The sequence below is a fragment of the Streptantibioticus cattleyicolor NRRL 8057 = DSM 46488 genome, assembly GCF_000240165.1.
Lineage (GTDB): Bacteria > Actinomycetota > Actinomycetes > Streptomycetales > Streptomycetaceae > Streptantibioticus > Streptantibioticus cattleyicolor.
On the sequence record NC_017586.1, the window covers coordinates 4,528,288 to 4,546,417 of the forward strand.

At 73.1% G+C, this 18,130-nt stretch carries 12 protein-coding genes; 4 read left to right on the top strand and 8 right to left on the bottom strand.

Annotated elements, in window-relative coordinates; all coding sequences use genetic code 11:
• The first annotated feature begins 74 nt into the window (after nucleotides 1-74).
• Nucleotides 75-1,661, top strand: a complete 1,587-nt coding sequence (locus SCATT_RS20015) for a glycosyltransferase family 2 protein (protein WP_014144948.1) — start codon at nucleotides 75-77, stop codon at nucleotides 1,659-1,661.
• 15 nt (nucleotides 1,662-1,676) lie between these two features.
• Here the strand turns inward: SCATT_RS20015 and galE are convergent, their stop codons facing one another.
• Nucleotides 1,677-2,648 (bottom strand): UDP-glucose 4-epimerase GalE, encoded by a 972-nt coding sequence (gene galE / locus SCATT_RS20020; protein WP_014144949.1) that lies wholly within the window; start codon nucleotides 2,646-2,648, stop codon nucleotides 1,677-1,679.
• A gap of 243 nt (nucleotides 2,649-2,891) precedes the next feature.
• Between galE and SCATT_RS20025 the strand changes: the two genes are divergently transcribed.
• Together SCATT_RS20025 and SCATT_RS20030 are read left to right on the top strand one after the other, a co-directional pair.
• On the top strand, nucleotides 2,892-5,114 hold the full coding sequence (locus tag SCATT_RS20025) for a bifunctional glycosyltransferase/CDP-glycerol:glycerophosphate glycerophosphotransferase (RefSeq protein ID WP_014144951.1): 2,223 nt from the start codon (nucleotides 2,892-2,894) through the stop codon (nucleotides 5,112-5,114).
• A gap of 59 nt (nucleotides 5,115-5,173) precedes the next feature.
• Complete coding sequence (locus SCATT_RS20030) at nucleotides 5,174-6,853, top strand: glycosyltransferase family 2 protein (RefSeq protein WP_014144952.1); 1,680 nt, start codon at nucleotides 5,174-5,176, stop codon at nucleotides 6,851-6,853.
• Between the two features lie 72 nt (nucleotides 6,854-6,925).
• Here SCATT_RS20030 and SCATT_RS20035 read toward each other — a convergent pair whose 3' ends face one another.
• The 7 genes from SCATT_RS20035 to pta form a co-directional block, all read right to left on the bottom strand.
• Nucleotides 6,926-8,536 (bottom strand): hypothetical protein, encoded by a 1,611-nt coding sequence (locus SCATT_RS20035; protein ID WP_014144953.1) that lies wholly within the window; start codon nucleotides 8,534-8,536, stop codon nucleotides 6,926-6,928.
• Nucleotides 8,520-9,344, bottom strand: coding sequence for a polyprenol monophosphomannose synthase (locus SCATT_RS20040; RefSeq protein ID WP_014144954.1), 825 nt, complete (start codon nucleotides 9,342-9,344; stop codon nucleotides 8,520-8,522). The genes SCATT_RS20035 and SCATT_RS20040 overlap by 17 nt, the downstream gene beginning before the upstream one ends.
• A 43-nt stretch (nucleotides 9,345-9,387) precedes the next feature.
• On the bottom strand, nucleotides 9,388-10,467 hold the full coding sequence (gene manB / locus SCATT_RS20045; RefSeq protein ID WP_014144955.1) for a mannose-1-phosphate guanylyltransferase: 1,080 nt from the start codon (nucleotides 10,465-10,467) through the stop codon (nucleotides 9,388-9,390).
• Between the two features lie 142 nt (nucleotides 10,468-10,609).
• Nucleotides 10,610-11,914, bottom strand: a complete 1,305-nt coding sequence (locus SCATT_RS20050; protein ID WP_014144956.1) for a glycosyltransferase family protein — start codon at nucleotides 11,912-11,914, stop codon at nucleotides 10,610-10,612.
• A 152-nt stretch (nucleotides 11,915-12,066) separates the two neighbouring features.
• Entirely contained in the window at nucleotides 12,067-13,497 is a 1,431-nt protein-coding gene (gene pyk / locus SCATT_RS20055) for a pyruvate kinase (RefSeq protein WP_014144957.1), read from the bottom strand.
• 37 nt (nucleotides 13,498-13,534) lie between these two features.
• Complete coding sequence (locus SCATT_RS20060; RefSeq protein ID WP_014144958.1) at nucleotides 13,535-14,806, bottom strand: acetate kinase; 1,272 nt, start codon at nucleotides 14,804-14,806, stop codon at nucleotides 13,535-13,537.
• Entirely contained in the window at nucleotides 14,803-16,914 is a 2,112-nt protein-coding gene (gene pta, locus SCATT_RS20065) for a phosphate acetyltransferase (RefSeq protein WP_014144959.1), read from the bottom strand. The genes SCATT_RS20060 and pta overlap by 4 nt, the downstream gene beginning before the upstream one ends.
• 184 nt (nucleotides 16,915-17,098) lie before the next feature.
• On the opposite strand from pta, the gene SCATT_RS20070 reads away from it, so the two are divergent.
• Entirely contained in the window at nucleotides 17,099-18,124 is a 1,026-nt protein-coding gene (locus SCATT_RS20070) for an ATP-dependent 6-phosphofructokinase (RefSeq protein WP_014144960.1), read from the top strand.
• Nucleotides 18,125-18,130 lie beyond the last annotated feature (6 nt).

Genomic DNA, 18,130 nt, shown 5'->3' on the forward strand with positions numbered 1-18,130 from the left:
CGGGCAGCGGTGGGCATCGCGTCCCGTGCGGGGACGCGATGCCCACCGCGCTGTGGTGACCCGCTAGTGTTCCGGTGGTGAACGCCGAGCAGCACAGTGCCGTCACCGTCGTCGTGATCGGCTACAACGACGCCTCGCACATCGCCGACGCGGTCCGCTCCGCGCTCGCCCAGGGCCCCGCCGTCGCCGAGGTCCTCGCGGTGGACGACTGCTCCGCCGACGGCACCGGCGACCTGCTCGACGCCCTCGCGGCGGACGAACCCCGGCTGCGCGTGCTGCGCCGCACCTCCAACAGCGGCGGCTGCGGCACCCCGCGCAACGACGGCATCGCCGCCGCCCGCGGCCCGTACCTGATGTTCCTCGACAGCGACGACGTGCTGCCGCCCGGCGCCGTCGACGCGCTGCTGGCCGCCGCCCGCGAACACCGCGCCGACGTCGCCGCCGGGCTCGCCGTCCGCCGCGAACTCCCCGAGGGCCGCGACACCCCGTGGCGCCCGGAGCTGTACGAGCGCACCGAGGTCGTCGCCCGCCCCGCCGACCGGCCGCGGCTCGCCGACGACACCCTGTGCGTCAACAAGCTCTACCGCACCGGCTTCCTGCGCGACCACGCCATCGCCTTCCCCGACGGACGCTTCGTCTACGAGGACTTCGTCTTCACCGCCCGCGTCCTGGCCGCCGCACCGCGCCTGGTGCTCGTCCCCGACCAGGTCTACGTCTGGCACGTACGCCGCGGCGCCAAGCGGCTGTCCATCTCCCTGGACCGGGCCGGCATCGACAACTGGCGCTCGCGCATCGAGGCCCACAGCCAGGTGGTCGCCGTGCACACCGAGGCCGGCGAGCCCGCCCTGGTACGCGCCGCCCGGGCGAGCTTCCTCGACCGCAGCGTGCGGATGTACGTCCGCGAACTCGGCGGCCGGAGCGCGCAGTACCGCGCCGAGTGGTGGCGGCTGACCCGGGCGTACCTCGCCTCCTTCGAGGCCGGCGACATCGCGGCGGCCCCGGCCCCGGCGGCCGTGGTGGCCCGGGTGGTGCTCGCCGCCGAGGCCCCGCGCGACCTGCCCCGGCTGGCCGCGCTCGCCGCCCGCCCGCCCCGGCTGCTGCCGCCCTACGCCACCGGCGCCGACGCCGCCCCGGTGTGGAGCGCCGACCTGCCGCAGGCCGGACTCGGCGACCTGGTGACCGCGCCGGCCGGCGAACTGCCGGTGGCCGTGGAGGCGGCGCTCGACCCCGGACCGCTGCGGGCCCGGCTCCGGCTGCGCCTGCCGGACCTGTACGGGCGGCTCGCCGCGGCCGGGCCACGGGAGATCGAGGTGCGCTGGTGCGACCGGACCACCGGCCGCCCGCTGCGCACCGCCACCGTCGCGCTCACCGCGCGGCCGGACGCCTGGACCGCCGAACTCCCCGTCGACCTCGCCCCGTTGGCCACCGGCGAACTCGCGGTACGGGACCTGCGGGCCACCGTCGTCCTGGCCGGCGGGGAACGGATCGACACCGCCACCCAGGCGGCCGGCGCCCTCGGCCGGACCGCGGTGCCCAGCCGGCGCGGCGGCGTGCTCCTCGTCCAGCCCTACGCCACCGCCGACGGCGCCCTCGCGCTGCGGCTGGCGCCCGGGCTCAGCGGCGCCCTGTCGGTCGTCCGCCGCCGCCTCGGGCGCCGCTGAGCCGGCCGGGCCCGGTCAGCCGTCGTTCCGCAGCCGCCAGCCGGCCCACGCCGAGGCGATCATCTCGTCCACCTCGTGCCGCGCCGACCAGCCCAGCTCCTTGGCGATCCGCTCGGCGGAGGCCACCACCCGGGCCGGGTCGCCCGCCCGGCGCTCCCGCACCTGCGGCTCGACGTCCTCATGACCGGTGACCCGGCCGATGCGGGTCACCATCTCCCGCACCGAGACGCCCTCACCGCGGCCGATGTTGACCGTCAGGTCGCCGGTGGCGCCGTCGGCCAGCCGCCGGGCCGCCGCCAGGTGGGCCGAGGCGATGTCCTCGACGTGGATGAAGTCACGGACGCAGGTGCCGTCCGGCGTCGGGTAGTCGTCGCCGAAGACCAGCGGCGCCTCGCCCGCGTCCAGCCGCTCGAAGACCATCGGCACCAGGTTGTACACGCCCACGTCGGCCAGCTCCGGGGCGGCGGCACCGGCCACGTTGAAGTACCGCAGGCACACCGTGCCCATACCGTGGGCCCGGCCGGCCGCCCGCACCAGCCACTCGCCGGCCAGCTTGGTCTCGCCGTACGGGTTGATCGGCACGCACGGGGTGTCCTCGGTCACCAGGTCCACGTCCGGCATGCCGTAGACGGCCGCCGAGGAGGAGAAGACGAAGCGGCGCACACCGGCGTCCGCGCAGGCGCCCAGAAGCACCTCGAGGCCGTGCACGTTCTCCCGGTAGTACCGCAGCGGCTGCTCGACCGACTCGCCCACCTGCTTCTTGGCCGCCAGGTGCACCACCCCGGTCACCTCGTGCTCGGCGAAGGCGCGGTCGAGGGCCGCGCGGTCCAGGACGGAGGCCCGCACCAGCGGCACCTCCTCCGGCAGCCGCTCCGGGATCCCGGTCGACAGGTCGTCCAGCACCACGACCCGTTCCCCGGCCCGCACCATGGCCCGCACCACGTGCGCCCCGATGTACCCTGCTCCGCCTGTGATCAACCACGTCATGCCCGACAGCCTAAGCCCCCGCCGCGACGGGCCCCGGGTCCGGCGGACGGGCGCGGAGGGCACCCGGCGCGCCGACTCCCGTATGGTTGCTGGGCCGCCCGGCGGCCGGGACAGACACATGTACGGCCGATGGACGCACTGCCGTAGGATTTCCGCACGTAAAAATTGACCCAGAACCCGTAACCCCCGCCGCAGAGCCGGTAACCGCCCGTAAGCGCCGCGCCCACCCAGGAACGTCACTCAATGACCACGTTCAGCGTCATCGTCACCGCCCTCGACGCGCAGGGCTACCTCCGCGAGTGCCTGGACAGCGCGCTCCGCCTGCCCGCCGGGGAGGTGGAGGTCATCGGCGTGGACAACGGTTCCACCGATGCCACCGGGGCGCTCTTCGACGAGTACGACGAGCGGGACGCCAGGGTGACCGTGGTCCACCTGCCGCGCCGGCTGCCCGCGGGCGCGGCCCGGGCGGCCGGGGCCGAGCTGGCCAACGGCGACTACCTGCTCTTCGTCGACGGGCGCGACGCGCTCGTGGAGGGCGCTCTGGAAGCACTCGCCGAGCGCGTCACCGAGACCGGCCGCCCCGACGTCGTCGTCTTCGACCACGTGCGCTCCCACTGGTCGAACTCCGCCATCGCCAGCGGTGACGCCCGCCTGTTCGCCGGGCCGGGCCGGGAGGTCTTCTCCGTCACCGCCCACCCCGAACTCCTCCACCTGACGCCCACCGTGGCCAACCGGCTGGTGCGCGCCGACTTCTTCGCCGCCCACCGCGAGCTGTTCACCCAGGACGAGTACGCCGAGGTGCTGCCCGCCCTCGGCAGCCTGCTCGCCGCCGACCGGATCGCCGCCCACGACCAGATCTGCCTGCGCCGCAGCGAGCCGGACACCCCGCAGGCCGCCGAGGGCCAGTTCAACCTGTTCCCGCAGTACGACGCGTTGTGGGCGCTGATGGACCGCCGCGGCGTCGGCAAGGCCCACCGGGCGGTGGTCTTCAGCGGCATGATCCGCCGCTACCTGAAGGTGCTCACCCTGCCGGGGATGGCCGACCGCGACCAGGCCGAGTTCTTCCGCCGCGCCTCCGAGCACTTCCTGCGCTACAAGCCCGCCGACTACACCCGCCCCTCCAACCTCAACGGCGTCCGCCACGCGATGCTGGAACGCGGCTCCTACGTCGGCTACCGGGCGCTGCAGACCGCCAACCGCAAGCGGCGCACGGTCCGCAGCCTCGCCGTCAAGGCCAAGAAGAAGGCCGGCCAGTACGCCACCGAGAGCGCCTACCGCGAGCAACTGCGCCACCCGATCGAGGAGGACCTCGCGGTCTTCTCCGCCTACTGGGACCGCGGTGTCACCTGCAGCCCGGCCGCGATCTCCGCCCAGCTCGCCGAACTCGCCCCCGGCATCCGCCAGGTGTGGGTGGTCCGGCGGGCCGGCGTGCCGCTGGTGCCGGCCGGGATCGACTACGTGGTGCCCGGCACCCGGCGCTACTGGAGCGTCATGGCCCGCGCCAAGTACCTGGTCAACAACGTCAACTTCCCCGACTCGGTGATCAAGCGGCCCGGCCAGATCCATGTGCAGACCCACCACGGCACGCCGCTGAAGCGGATGGGCATCGACCAGATCCCGTTCCCCGCAACCTCCCGCGGCGTGGACTACGACGCGCTGCTGGAGCGCTGCGGTCGCTGGGACTACTCGGTCTCCGCCAACCGCCACTCCACCGAGATCTGGGAGCGCGCCTACCCGGTGCCGTTCACCTCGCTCGACTACGGCTACCCGCGCAACGACACGTACTACACCGCGACCGCCGCCGACGTGCGGCGGATCCGGGAGCGCCTCGGTGTCGCGCCGGGACGGAAGGCGCTGCTGTACGCCCCCACCCACCGCGACTACGAGGCCACCTGGACCCCGCGGCTGGACCTGGAGCGGCTGGCCAGGACCCTCGGCGACGACTTCGTGCTGCTGGTGCGCGGCCACTACTTCTACGACCGCGGCCTGTCCCCGCTGGAGGAGCTGCACCGGCGCGGCGTCATCATCGACGTCTCGCGCTACGACTCCGTCGAGGAACTCGCCCTCGCCTCCGACGCGTTGATCACCGACTACTCCTCGGTGATGTTCGACTACGCCAACCTCGACCGGCCCGTCGTGGTCTTCGCCGACGACTGGGAGACCTACTCGGTCACCCGCGGCGTCTACTTCGACCTGACCGAGCTGTCCCCCGGGGCGGTCGCCCGCAGCCAGGAGGACGTCGAGCGGATCTTCCGTTCCGGCGAGTGGCGCGGGGAGGCCGCCGCCGCCAAGCGGGCCGAGTTCCGGCGCAAGTTCTGCGAGTTCGACGACGGCCGCGCCGCCGAGCGGGTGGTCCGCCACGTCTTCCTCGGGGAGCACGGGGTGCCGCCGGTCGTGCCGCTCGCCGAGCGCACCCCGGCCCCCACCCCGGAGCAGGCCGCCGCCGTGCCGACGCCGGCCGGATGACCCCCGCCGTGCCGACCGAACCCGCCGCCCCGCAAGCAGTTTCCTCCGGAGGACGACCCATGGCCCCGACGGCCCCCGCCGTAACGGTCACCGTGATCGTGTACAACGACGCCGATCGACTGCCGCGCGCCGTGGAGTCGCTGCGCCGACAGAGCCTGCGCGACATCGAGATCATCATCAGCGACGACCACTCCACCGACAACACCCCCGAGGTGGCGCGGGCGCTGGCGGCGCAGGACGACCGGATCGTCTACCACCGGCTGCCGCAGAACAGCGGCGGGTGCAGCGCCCCGCGCAACGCGGCGATCGGCCTGGCCAAGGCGCCGTACCTGATGTTCCTCGACAGCGACGACGAACTCCACGAGCGCGCCTGCGAACTCCTCCTCGCCGAGCTGGAGTCCGACGACGAGGTCGACTTCGCCATGGGCGGCGTCGAGCGGGTACGCACCGACACCGGGGCGGTCTCCTCCTGGCACCCGCACCTGTTCGCCGTCAAGCGGACGGTCCGCGGCATCCACGCCAGCCCCGACATGCTCTTCGAGCACCTGTCGACCAACAAGATGTACCGCCGTGAGTTCATCGACCGGCACGACCTGCGCTTCCCCGAGGGCATCCACTACGAGGACCAGCTCTTCTCGGCCCAGGCGTACTGCCTGGCGCGGGCCTTCACCGTGCTGCCGGAGCCGGTCTACCGCTGGTACATCTCGCCCTTCGAGGCCGCCGACGCGCTCTCCATCTCCAACCAGCGCCACCGCATCGAGAACGTCCGCGACCGGATCAACGTCGCCCGGCTCATCGACGACTTCCTGGTGGCCAGCGGCAACGAGGCGATCAAGGCCGACAAGGACTACAAGTTCCTCAAGCACGACCTGCGGATGTACACCGGCGACCTGCCGTACCGCACCCACGAGTGGATCAAGCAGTTCAACGAGGAGATCTCCCCGTACCTGGAGACCCTCGCCCCCTCGGCGTTCGAACGGCTCCCGCGCGACCAGCGGGTCGTCATCCAGCTGGTGCGCAGCGGACGGTACGAGGAGGCCCAGCTCGCCGCCCGCGGCCTGGGACGCAACATCGCGCCGCGCGAGGTCACCGAGGACGGCTCCGGCCGCGTCTACTGGGGCCCGGTGGTCCCGGCCGACCCGGACGCCGCCCGCGAGCTGGAGATCAGCGACCTCGACCTGCGCGACCGGGCCTTCAAGAGCGCCCTGCTGCGCCACGAGATCGTCCGGGTCAGCCCCGGCTCCGGTTCCCGCATCACCCTCGACGTGCGCACCTACGACCCGGGCAACCAGCTCCCGATGGGCCCGGTGGTGGCCACCGTGCACGTCGCCCCCGGACGCAAGCGGCTGAGCACCTCCTTCCGGCTCGACCCGGTGCGCCCCGGCCTGTTCGAGGGGTCGGTCACCATCGACCTGGGCGAAGCCGCGCTGCCGCCGCACGGCTTCGCCGGGGTACGCCACCCGGTGCTCGCCATCACCCAGCACCGGCAGCACAACACCCGGCTGCTGCTGGCGCCGCTGGACTTCCCGGCGCTGCGCAAGAAGATCGCCTACCACCGCGGCATGGCCGAGCACACGGTCACCGTGGAGCCCGAGGGGCACAGCGCCGGACGCCTCCAGATCCGCTGGGAGCGCGCCGGTCTGCTGGCCAAGGCCGAACCGCACCTGCCCGCGCTGCGCAAGGTGGCCGGCCCCGGTCTGCGCCGCGCCCGCGGCCTGCTGCGCGGACTGGCCAAGTAGCCGCCGCACTACGGCAGTTGTGACAGGGCCCCGGTGGCATCGCCACCGGGGCCCTCGCCGTCGCCCGCCCGGTCAGCGGGTGCGGACCACCTTCAGCAGCAGCTCGCCGTCGGGCCCGATGGCCACCTGGCGCAGCGCCGGGTCGTGCGGGTCGAGCCCGCCGTCGGAGGCGTACTGCACCACCCACCGCACGTCGTACTTGCGCAGCAGCGCCAGCCGCTGCGCGCGCGGGGTCTTCGCGGCGAAGTAACGGTGGACGTCCTTCAGCCGCTGCCCCTGGTCGGGCAGGAAGAAGTCCGGGTAGCCGGAGGCCACGGTGTACGGGCCGTAGGCCGGGATCTGCCGCTTGGGCAGGAACGCCTCGGTCATCACCACGTCGCCGTAGGAGACGTACCGGGTCACCCACGCGTAGTCGTCCCACAGCCCCTGCCGCGGGGCGTGCTTGATCACCGGCGGGATGGCGTCGCCGCGCAGGACGTAGGAGAGCGACCCGGCCTGGGCCCAGCAGCCGACGAGCAGGGCGGCGGCGGTGACCGGGGCGAAGATCCACCGGGTCAGCCGTCCGCCGGCCCCGGCCGCCTCCACGGCCACCGCGAACTGCGCCGGCAGGAAGACCCCCGGCAGGATCCGGCCCAGCGAGTAGTGCCCGGTCACCCCGCCGATCGCGTACACCAGCACGGAGAGTCCGAAGAAGATCACCAGCGGGTCGCGCCGGTCCCGCCGCAGCCGTACCAGCAGCGCCGCCCCGCCGAGCGCCAGCAGGCAGAACCGGGACACCAGGTGGATGTAGAGCGGCTGGTGCGTCGGGTCCAGGTCGCCGGCGTCGAGCAGGGCGAAGAAGGAGTAGTAGGGCCAGACGGAGACGATGACGAGGGCGAGGGCGGCCGCGGCGGTGATGCGCAGCCAGGTGGCGCGGTCGGGCCAGGGGCGGGCGCCGAGGAGGAGGGCGATCAGGCCGAGGACGGTGACGAGGCCGGTGAACTGGTGGATGAGGAGCTGGACACCGAGGAGGGCGCCGAGGATGAGGTAGGCGGCCCAGCCACGCCGGTGGATGAGGGCCTTGCGGGTCAGGGCCCACAGATGGCAGGCGATGCCCAGGCCGAGGGTGCTGGGGTAGGCCAGGCACAGGGCGAGGGAGGTGAAGCCCGGGAAGCCGCTCCAGGTGAACAGTTCCCAGCCGTACAGCAGCATGACGCACAGGATGGCCAGGGGTGCGGTGCCGCGTCGGGCGGAGAGGGTGCGGGCGAAGTGGGCGATGCCGGTGACCAGGACGGCCAGGTCCACGACGGCGGCCAGGTGGAGGGTGTGGAAGGTGCTCAGGCCGGTGGCTTTGGCCAGCAGGGCGAGGGCGACCATCCACGGGGAGTAGTAGGGGCTGTCCACGGGGGCGTCGACGAGCGGATCGCCGGGGTGGGCCAGGTCGTGCCGGAGGCGTTCCAGGGTGGCGGCGTGGATGCCCAGGTCACCGGCCCACGGCAGGCGTACCGCCATCAGGGCCAGCAGCGCCACCGCGAGCACCGCCGCGGTGTAGGCGCACCGGCGGTAGGCGTCCCCCCAACGGGCCGCGCGCCACCACCGGACCGGCCACCGCACGGGCCGGGTGCCCGGTGCGGGGGCCGCGGAGACCGGCCGGCCGTCCGGATCGGACGACGCGGCCGGTCCATGGTCAGCGACGGCGACCACGGGAGTCGAACCGCAGACGCCAGGGCAGGATCGCGGACTCGATCTGCACGGCGGCGGTCATCTTGGAGGCACCGATCTGGCGCTCCTCGAAGTGGATCGGGACCTCCACCCCGGTGTACCCGGCGCGCACTGCCTGGTACTTCAGCTCCACCTGGAAGCTGTAGCCGTTGCTGCGCACCTCCGACAGACGCATGGCGGTCACCGTGTCGGCCCGCCACATCGCGAAGCCGGCGGTGACGTCCCGCAGGCCGGTGCGGAGCACGGAGCTGACGTAGGTGTTGGCCCAGCGGGAGAGCAGCCTGCGGTGGAGCCCCCACTCCTCCGCGAGCCGGCCGCCGGAGACGTACCGGCTGCCCACCACGAAGCCGGCGCCGGTGGCCAGCGCGGTCCCCAGCATCTGCGGCACGTACTCCACCGGGTGGCTGCCGTCGGCGTCCATCTGGAGGACGTAGGCGGCGCCGTCGGCCACCGCCTGGTCCATGCCGGCCACGTAGGCGCGGCCGAGGCCGTCCTTGGCGGTGCGGTGGAGCACCGAGACGCGGGTGTGCGTCTCGTCGTTGTAGTGGCGGGCCAGCGACTCGGCGACCTCGCCGGTGCCGTCCGGGCTGTTGTCGTCCACCACCAGCAGCCGCAGGCCCGGCAGGCCGAGGCCGATCAGCGCCTCGGCCATCCGCGGCAGGTTCTCCGCCTCGTTGTACGTGGGCATCACCACGGTCAGCGGGACGGTGCTCCACTGCTCGGGCAGCGGGGCGGGCCGGCGCAGCGCGGTCGCCGGCGTCACGGTCTCGGGGGTCGTCGTCGCACTCATGCAGGAGTCTTCTCTGTCGGGCCGCGTCCGTCGTCGGCCGCTGTCAGCAGTTGGGCGAGAAACGGATCGCCGCGTCGGGGATGACCGAGCCGCACCACACCCGGGCCCCGCCCACCAGTTCGTTGTCCGCGCCGACCTCGGCCCGGTCTCCGATCACGGCGCTGTCCAGTACCGTACGCGAGCCGATGACGGCTCCCGCACCAATGAAACTCGCGTTCACCTGCGCGCCCTGATCAATTCGCGCGCCGTCCAGCACGATCGAGCCGTCGACCACCGCGTCGGCGGCGATCCGGGCGCCGGCGCCGACCACCGTGCCGCCGGAGAGCTTGGCGCCGGCCGCCACCTCGGCGCCGGGCAGCACCAGGTACTCCCCGGCCGGGCCGGGGACCGCGGGGGAGGGGACGATGCCGCGCACCAGGTCGGCGGAGGCCTGCACCAGCGCGGCCGGGCGGCCCAGGTCCATCCAGTACGTCTCGTCGACCACGCCGTGCAGATGGGCGCCGGAGGCCAGCAGGCCGGGGAAGGTCTCGCGTTCCACCGAGACCGGGCGGCCGTCCGGGATGGTGTCGATCACCGCGCGACGGAAGACGTAGCAGCCGGCGTTGACCTGGTCGGTGACGATCTCGTCGGGGTGCTCGGGCTTCTCGGTGAAGGCGAGCACCCGGCCGTCGGCGTCGGTGGGGACCAGGCCGAAGGCGCTGGGGTCCTCCACCCGGGTCAGGTGGAGCGAGACGTCGGCGCCGGCCGCGCGGTGGCTCGCCACCAGGGCGGCGATGTCCAGGCCGGTGAGGATGTCACCGTTGAAGATCAGCACCGGCTCGCCGGGGTCGCAGGTCAGGGCGCGGGCGGCGTTGCGGATCGCCCCGCCGGTGCCCAGCGGCTCGGTCTCGTGCACGTAGGTGATCCTCAGCCCGAGGGAGGCGCCGTCACCGAAGTACGGCTCGAAGACCTCGGCGAGGTAGGAGGTGGCCAGTACCACGTGGTCGACCCCGGCGGCGCGGGCCCGGGTGAGCTGGTGTGCGAGGAAGGGCACGCCCGCGGTCGGCACCATCGGCTTGGGGGTGTGTTCCGTGACCGGGCGCAGGCGGGAGCCCTTGCCGCCGACCAGGAGGATCGCTTCCACGGACTGTTACCTCAATCACAAAGGAGAGTTCGGGTGAAAAGTGATACTAGCGTCAGCCGGTGCGGCCTACGTTTCCCCCGCGTGATCAGACGGTATCGGGTGCGCGGGGGTTGTCTGCGCAACGTGAGAGCATCCTGAAAAGTCACGGCGACCACCGCAGCACCATCAGCAACTCGGCGCCGTACCAGCCGGCGAAGACCGCCCCCGCCGCGTACACGCACCCCTGGACGGCCACCGGCAGCCGGGCGAAGCCCCGTACCACCGTCAGGAGCAGCAGCGGCAGGAACGGCAGCATGAACCGCGGCTTGGACAGCGGCGACCCCGGCGTGCCGAACATCAGCGCCCACGCCCCGGCCAGCGCCAGCACCAGCGCCCACGGCACCCTGCGGTCCAGCGCGAGCACCGCCGCCCCGGCGAGCACCACCACCAGCAGCCCGACCACCACCGGGTACCGCGGGTCGAAGTGGCCGCCGGTGACCGCCATCCGGACGAAACGCAGCGTGCCCACGCCGAAGTCGAACGACTGGCCCCAGGCGCGTTCGGCCTCGAACCACCCGTCCAGCCGGCCGATCCGGCTGCCCAGGTAGAGCCAGCTGAAGACCAGGCCCAGCGGGCACAGCAGCAGCGCCGCCCAGGGCCGCAAGGGGTATCCCCGTGGGGCTGGGGAATCGTCCCGGCCGCGCACCAGCGCCCACAGCGCGGTCAGCGCCACCGTGCCGACCAGCACCGACGCGGTGGGGCGCACCGTCCCGGCGACCACGGTGAGCACCCCGGCGGCCACCCAGCGCCGCCCGGCCAGTGCCACCAGCGCCCACATCAGCGCGGCGCTGAAGACCGCCTCGGAGTACGGCACCCACAGCGCGAAGGCGTACGGCGAGCAGGCCCACAGCGCGGCGCAGGCGTACCCCGCGCGGCGTCCGGCCAGCGAGCGCGCCAGGGTGTACACCCCGGTGGCGGCCACCGTGCCGGCCAGCCAGGAGACCACCACGCCGGCGTAGGGGTAGCCGATGCCGAGCACCGTGTGGACCGCGCTGATCAGCGCCGGGACCAGCGGGAAGAAGGCGAGGGTGTTCCAGGCCGGCACGCCGTCGGGCAGGTAGCGCAGCCGGTGCTCGTAGCCGTGCTCGGCGATGGCGAGGTAGTTCTTGCTGTCCCACTTGCGCAGCACCCGTTCGGCCGGATATCCGAGGTGATGGCAGACGAGCAGCAGGACGGTGAAGCCGACCGCGGTGATCAGCAGGTGGACCAGGGCGGCGAGGGCCGCCTCGCGCGGCACGAAGGTGACGGTGAACGGCTCCCGGCGCAGCCGCCGGGCGGTGCGGCGCAGCGCGGCGCCTCGGCCGGCGGGCCGGGGCGTCCCGGCCGTGGCGCCGGGCGGGAGGGCCGCCGTGGCACCCGCCCCGCCGCCGCCCGCGGGATTTCCGGACGGAGGGACGGCGTCGGCCATGACGAGGACTCCCGGGCGGCGTGTCGGGGGGTGGATGACGGTGGGCGCCACGGCCGGCGGCCGGGCACACGCGCCCAACACACTAGGACGACCCTGCCGACCTGGGCAAAGTGGCCCATCGGCAGGGTCGTCCTCGGGCGGGCGGTGACGGGTCAGTCGCTGTCGCGCTCGCCGAGGTGGTGGACGCGCACCAGGTTGGTGGTGCCGGGGACGCCGGGCGGGGAGCCGGCCGTGATGATCACGGTGTCGCCCTTGGTGTACTCGCTGAGCTTGAGCATCTCCTGGTCGACCAGGTCCACCATGGCGTCGGTGTGGTCGACGTGGCGCACCAGGTGCGTGCTGACCCCCCAGGTGAGGGCGAGCTGGTTGCGGGTGGCGGCGTCGGTGGTGAAGGCGAGCACCGGCGCCGGGACCCGGTAGCGGGCGAGCCGGCGGGCGGTGTCACCGGACTTGGTGAAGGCCACCAGCGTCTTGGCGTCGAGGAAGTCGGCGAGTTCGGCGGCGGCCCTGGCCACCGCGCCGCCCTGGGTGCGCGGCTTCTTGCCCGGCGCCAGCGGCTGGAGCCCCCGCTTGAGCAGCTCGGTCTCGGCGGCCACCACGATCCGGGACATCGTCTTGACGGTCTCGATCGGGTACTTGCCGACCGAGGACTCGGCCGACAGCATCACCGCGTCGGCGCCGTCGAGCACCGCGTTGGCCACGTCGGACGCCTCGGCGCGGGTCGGCCGGGAGGAGTTGATCATCGACTCCATCATCTGGGTGGCGACGATCACCGGCTTGGCGTTGCGGCGGCACAGCTCGACCAGCCGCTTCTGCACCACCGGCACCTTCTCCAGCGGGTACTCCACGGCGAGGTCGCCGCGGGCCACCATGACGCCGTCGAAGGCGGCGACCACGTCCTCCATGTTCTCCACCGCCTGAGGCTTCTCCACCTTGGCGATGACCGGGACGCGGCGCCCCTCCTCGTCCATCACGCGGTGCACGTCGCGGACGTCCTTGGCGTCCCGGACGAAGGAGAGGGCCACCATGTCCACGCCCATGCGCAGGGCGAACCGCAGGTCCTCCACGTCCTTTTCGGACAGCGCCGGGACGTTGACGGCGGTACCGGGCAGGTTGATGCCCTTGTGGTCGGAGACGATGCCGCCCTCGACCACCAGGCAGCGCACCTGGGTACCGGTCACCTCGACCACCCGCAGCGCCACGTTGCCGTCGTTGATCAGCACCGGGTCGCCCTGGCTGACGTCACCGGGGAGGCCCTTGTAGGTGGTGCCGCAGAGGTGCTTGTCGCCGGGGACGTCCTCGGTGGTGATGGTGAACTCGTCGCCCGCCACCAGCTCCACCGGGCCGTCGGCGAAGGTCTCCAGGCGGATCTTGGGCCCCTGGAGGTCGGCGAGGACGCCCACCGCCTGGCCGCTCTCCTCGGCGACCTTGCGCACGCGGTGGTACCGCTCCTCGTGCTCGGCGTGGGTGCCGTGGCTGAAGTTGAAGCGGGCCACGTTCATCCCGGCCTCGACCAGCGCCTTGAGCTGGTCGTAGGAGTCGACGGCGGGACCCAGGGTGCAGACGATTTTGGCTCGGCGCATGTGGACGATCCTATCGATATTTTGTTCCGTCCCGGAATTATCCCTCGCGGACGGAATGGGACGACGTACGAACGAGCGAATACGCCTGCCGGGCGATCTCCATCTCCTCGTCGGTGGGGACGACGGCCACCGCGACCCGGCCGGCCGGAGGGGAGACCAGTCGTGCCGCGGAGCCGCGCACGGCATTGCGTACCGCGTCGATCTCGATGCCGAGGGGTTCGAGGCCACGCAGGGCGGCCTCGCGCACCGCGGCCGAATTCTCGCCTACTCCGGCCGTGAAAGCGATCACGTCCACCCGGCCGAGCACCGCGCAGTAGGCGCCCACGTACTTGCGCAGCCGGTGGACGTAGACGTCGAAGGCGAGCTGGGCGGCCTCGTCGCCCTCCGCCATCCGGCGGCCGATCTCCCGCATGTCGTTGTCGCCGCAGAGCCCGAGCAGGCCGCTGCGCTTGTTGAGCAGGCCGTCGATGTCCTCCGTCGCCATCCCGGCGACCCGGGCCAGGTGGAAGACGACCGCCGGGTCCAGGTCGCCGGAGCGGGTGCCCATCACCAGGCCCTCCAGCGGGGTGAGCCCCATCGAGGTGTCCACGCAGACCCCGCCGCGCACCGCGGAGGCCGAGGCGCCGTTGCCCAGGTGGAGCACGATCACGTTGGCCTCGGCGGGCTCCTTGCCGACCAGCGCCGCGGCGGCCCGGGAGACGTAGGCGTGCGAGGTGCCGTGGAAGCCGTAGCGGCGGATCCCGTAGCGGTCGGCGGTGGCCACGTCGACGGCGTACCGGGCCGCCGCCTCCGGCATGGTGGAGTGGAAGGCGGTGTCGAAGACGGCCACCTGCGGCAGGTCGGGGCGGAGCGCCCGGGCCACCTTGATGCCGGTGATGTTGGCCGGGTTGTGCAGCGGCGCCAGCGGCACCAGCTTCTCGATCTCGGCCACCACCTCGTCGGTGATCAGGGTCGGCTCGGTGAACCGGGTGCCGCCGTGCACCACGCGGTGGCCCACCGCGGCCAGTTGCGGGGAGTCCAGGCCGAGGCCGCGCGCGGCCAGCTCCTCGGCGACCTGGCGCAGCGCCGCCGCGTGGTCGGCCACCCCGTCGCTCTCGCCGATCCGCTCGACGATGCCGGAGGCGGTGCGGGAGCCGTCGGTGTCGATGCGGCGCGCAGCGCCTCCGTCGAGGGTGGTGGTGGGCGAGGGGCCGGCCATCTCCAGCAGTTGGTACTTCACCGACGAGGAGCCGGAGTTGAGGACGAGGACGCGGGAGGCGGTGCTCACGGGGGCGGGGGTCTCCTTCGGGGCGGGACGGGGCGCGGTCATCGGGCGTCGCCCTCGCCCTGGGCCTGGATGGCGGTGATCGCCACGGTGTTGACGATGTCCTGGACCAGGGCGCCGCGCGAGAGGTCGTTGACCGGCTTGCGCAGGCCCTGGAGGACCGGGCCGACCGCGATGGCGCCCGCCGAGCGCTGCACGGCCTTGTAGGTGTTGTTGCCGGTGTTGAGGTCCGGGAAGATCAGCACCGTGGCCCGCCCCGCCACCTTGGAGCCGGGCAGCTTGGTCGCCGCCACCTGCGGGTCGACCGCCGCGTCGTACTGGATCGGCCCCTCCACCAGCAGGTCGGGCCGCAGCTCGCGGACGATCTCGGTGGCCCGGCGCACCTTGTCCACGTCGGCGCCGGAGCCGGAGGTGCCGGTGGAGTACGAGAGCATGGCCACCCGGGGCTCCACCCCGAAGCGGGCCGCGGTCACCGCCGACTGGAGGGCGATGTCGGCCAGCTGCTCGGCGTCCGGGTCGGGGTTGACCGCGCAGTCGCCGTAGACCAGCACCTTGTCGGCGAGGCACATGAAGAACACCGAGGAGACGATGGAGGCGTCGGCCCGGGTCTTGATCACCTCGAAGGCGGGGCGGATGGTGGCCGCGGTGGAGTGCACCGCGCCGGAGACCATGCCGTCGGCGAGCCCCTCGCGCACCATCAGGGTGCCGAAGTAGGAGACGTCGGTGACCACGTCGTGGGCGAGTTCGACGGTCATCCCCTTGTGGGCGCGGAGCTTGGCGTACAGCTCGGCGAAGTTCTCCCGCAGCGGGGAGGTCTGCGGGTCCAGGATGCGGGCGACCGCGCCGGTGCCGGGGGCGGCGGAGTCCAGGCCCAGGCTGATGCCGAGTTCCGCGACGCGCTTGCGGATCGCGGTCTCGTCGCCCAGCAGCGTCAGGTCGCACACGTTGCGGCGCAGCAGTACCTCGGCGGCGCGCAGGATGCGTTCCTCGGTGCCCTCGGGGAGGACCACGTGGCGGCGGGCGGAGCGGGCGCGTTCGATCAGCTCGTGCTCGAACATCATCGGGGTGACCCGGGGGCTGCGGACCACCGAGAGGCGTTCGGTCAGCTCCGTGGTGTCCACGTTGAGCTCGAACAGGCCCAGCGCGGTCTCCGCCTTGCGCGGGGTGGCCGCGGTGAGCTTGCCCTCCAGCGTGAACAGCTCGGCGGCGGTCGGGAAGGAGCCGCCGGCCACCGCGAGCACCGGGGTGCCGGGGGCGAGCCGGGCGGCCAGGGCGAGGATGTCCGGGCCGGGGCGCTCGTCCAGGGTGAGCAGCAGCCCGGCGATGGCGGGGGAGCCGGCCGAGTGCGCGGCCAGCGCGCCGACGATCAGATCGGCCCGGTCGCCCGGGGTGACCACCAGGCAGCCGGGGGTCAGCGCGGGCAGGAAGGAGGGCAGCATGGCGCCGCCGAAGACGAAGTCGAGCACGTTGCGGGCGAGCCCGGCGTCGTCGCCGAGGATCACGTCGGCGCCGAGCGCCTGCACCACCTGGGCCATGGTGGGCGCGGAGAGCGAGGGCTCCTCGGGCAGGACGTAGGCGGGGACCGCGAGCCGGCCGGCCAGCCGGGCCGCGGTGGCCTCGGCCTCGGCCGGCGGCACCCGGTTGGCGATCATGGCCAGGACGTCGCAGCCGGCCGCGGTGAAGGCGCGCTGGGCGTTGTGCACCTCGGCCGCGATGGTGTCGGCCCGGCCGCCGGAGCCGCCGACCACCGGCAGCAGCGAGGCGCCGAACTCGTTGGCCAGCCGGGCGTTGAGCGACAGCTCGTCGGGGAGCTGGGTGCCGGCGTAGTCGGAGCCGAGGACGAGGACGACCTCGTAGTCGCGGGCGACCGCGTGGAAGCGGTCCACCAGGAGGGAGACCAGCTCGTCGGTGCCCTGCTCGGCCTGGAGGCGGGCGGCGTCGGCGTAGGGGAGGCCGTAGACGGTGGCCGGGTCCTGGGAGAGCCGGTAGCGGGCCCGCAGCAGTTCGAAGAGGCGGTCCGGTCCGTCGTGCATCAGCGGGCGGTAGACCCCCACCCGGTCCACCTGGCGGGTGAGGAGTTCCATCATGCCGAGTTCGACGACCTGACGGCCGTCCCCGCGGCCGATCCCGGTTATGTACACGCTGCGCGTCACGCGCCTGCTCCGTCCTGATGAGTCCCTGGTGGCATGCGCCTGCCGCCCACTCGACGCTAGCGCGCCCCGGAAGGCGCCGCGCGCCGGAGGTCACGGGCGGCGAGGGGCGAGCGGAAGCGGGTCACCGCAATATTCTCATATGGTGTGAATAGACAGTTCGCCGGGGACAGGGAGACTGATCGCGATGCGCATCGGAGTTCTCACCGCCGGGGGCGACTGCCCGGGGCTCAACGCCGTCATCCGCTCGGTGACCCACCGCGGCATCACCGGACACGGTGACGAGATCATCGGCTTCGAGGACGGCTTCAAGGGGCTGCTGGAGGGGCGGTTCCGGCCGCTGGACCTCAACTCGGTCAGCGGCATCCTGGCCCGCGGCGGCACCATCCTCGGCTCGGCCCGGCTGGAGCGCGCCCGGCTCCACGAGGCCGCCGACAACGTGGCCGCGCTCCAGGCCGACCACGGGATCGACGTCCTGATCCCCATCGGCGGCGAGGGCACCCTCACCGCCGCCCGGATGCTCTCCGACGCCGGGATGCCGGTGGTGGGGGTGCCCAAGACCATCGACAACGACATCTCGGCCACCGACCGCACCTTCGGCTTCGACACCGCCGTCACCGTCGCCACCGAGGCCATCGACCGGCTGAAGACCACCGCCGAGTCCCACCAGCGGGTGATGGTGGTGGAGGTGATGGGACGGCACGCCGGCTGGATCGCCCTGGAGTCCGGCATGGCCGGCGGCGCCCACGCCATCCTGCTGCCCGAGCGCCCCTTCGACCCCGCCGACATCTGCGCCATGGTCGACCAGCGGTTCCAGCGCGGCAAGAAGTTCGCCGTGGTCTGCGTCGCCGAGGGCGCCCACCCCATCGAGGGGACGATGCCCTACGGCCACGGCGAGATCGACCCGTACGGCCACGAACGCTTCATCGGGATCGGCACCCGGCTCGCCGACGAACTCGCCGGCCGGCTGGGGAAGGAGGCCAAGCCGGTCATCCTCGGCCACGTCCAGCGCGGCGGCGTCCCCACCGCGTACGACAGGGTGCTCGCCACCCGCTTCGGCTGGCACGCGGTGGAGGCCGCGCACAAGGGCGCCTTCGGCAGCATGACGGCGCTGCGCGGCAACCACGTGGAGCTGGTGCCGCTCAGGGACGCCATCACGGTGCTCAAGCGGGTGCCGCCGGACCGGATGGAGGAGGCCGAGTCGGTCTTCTGACCGTCG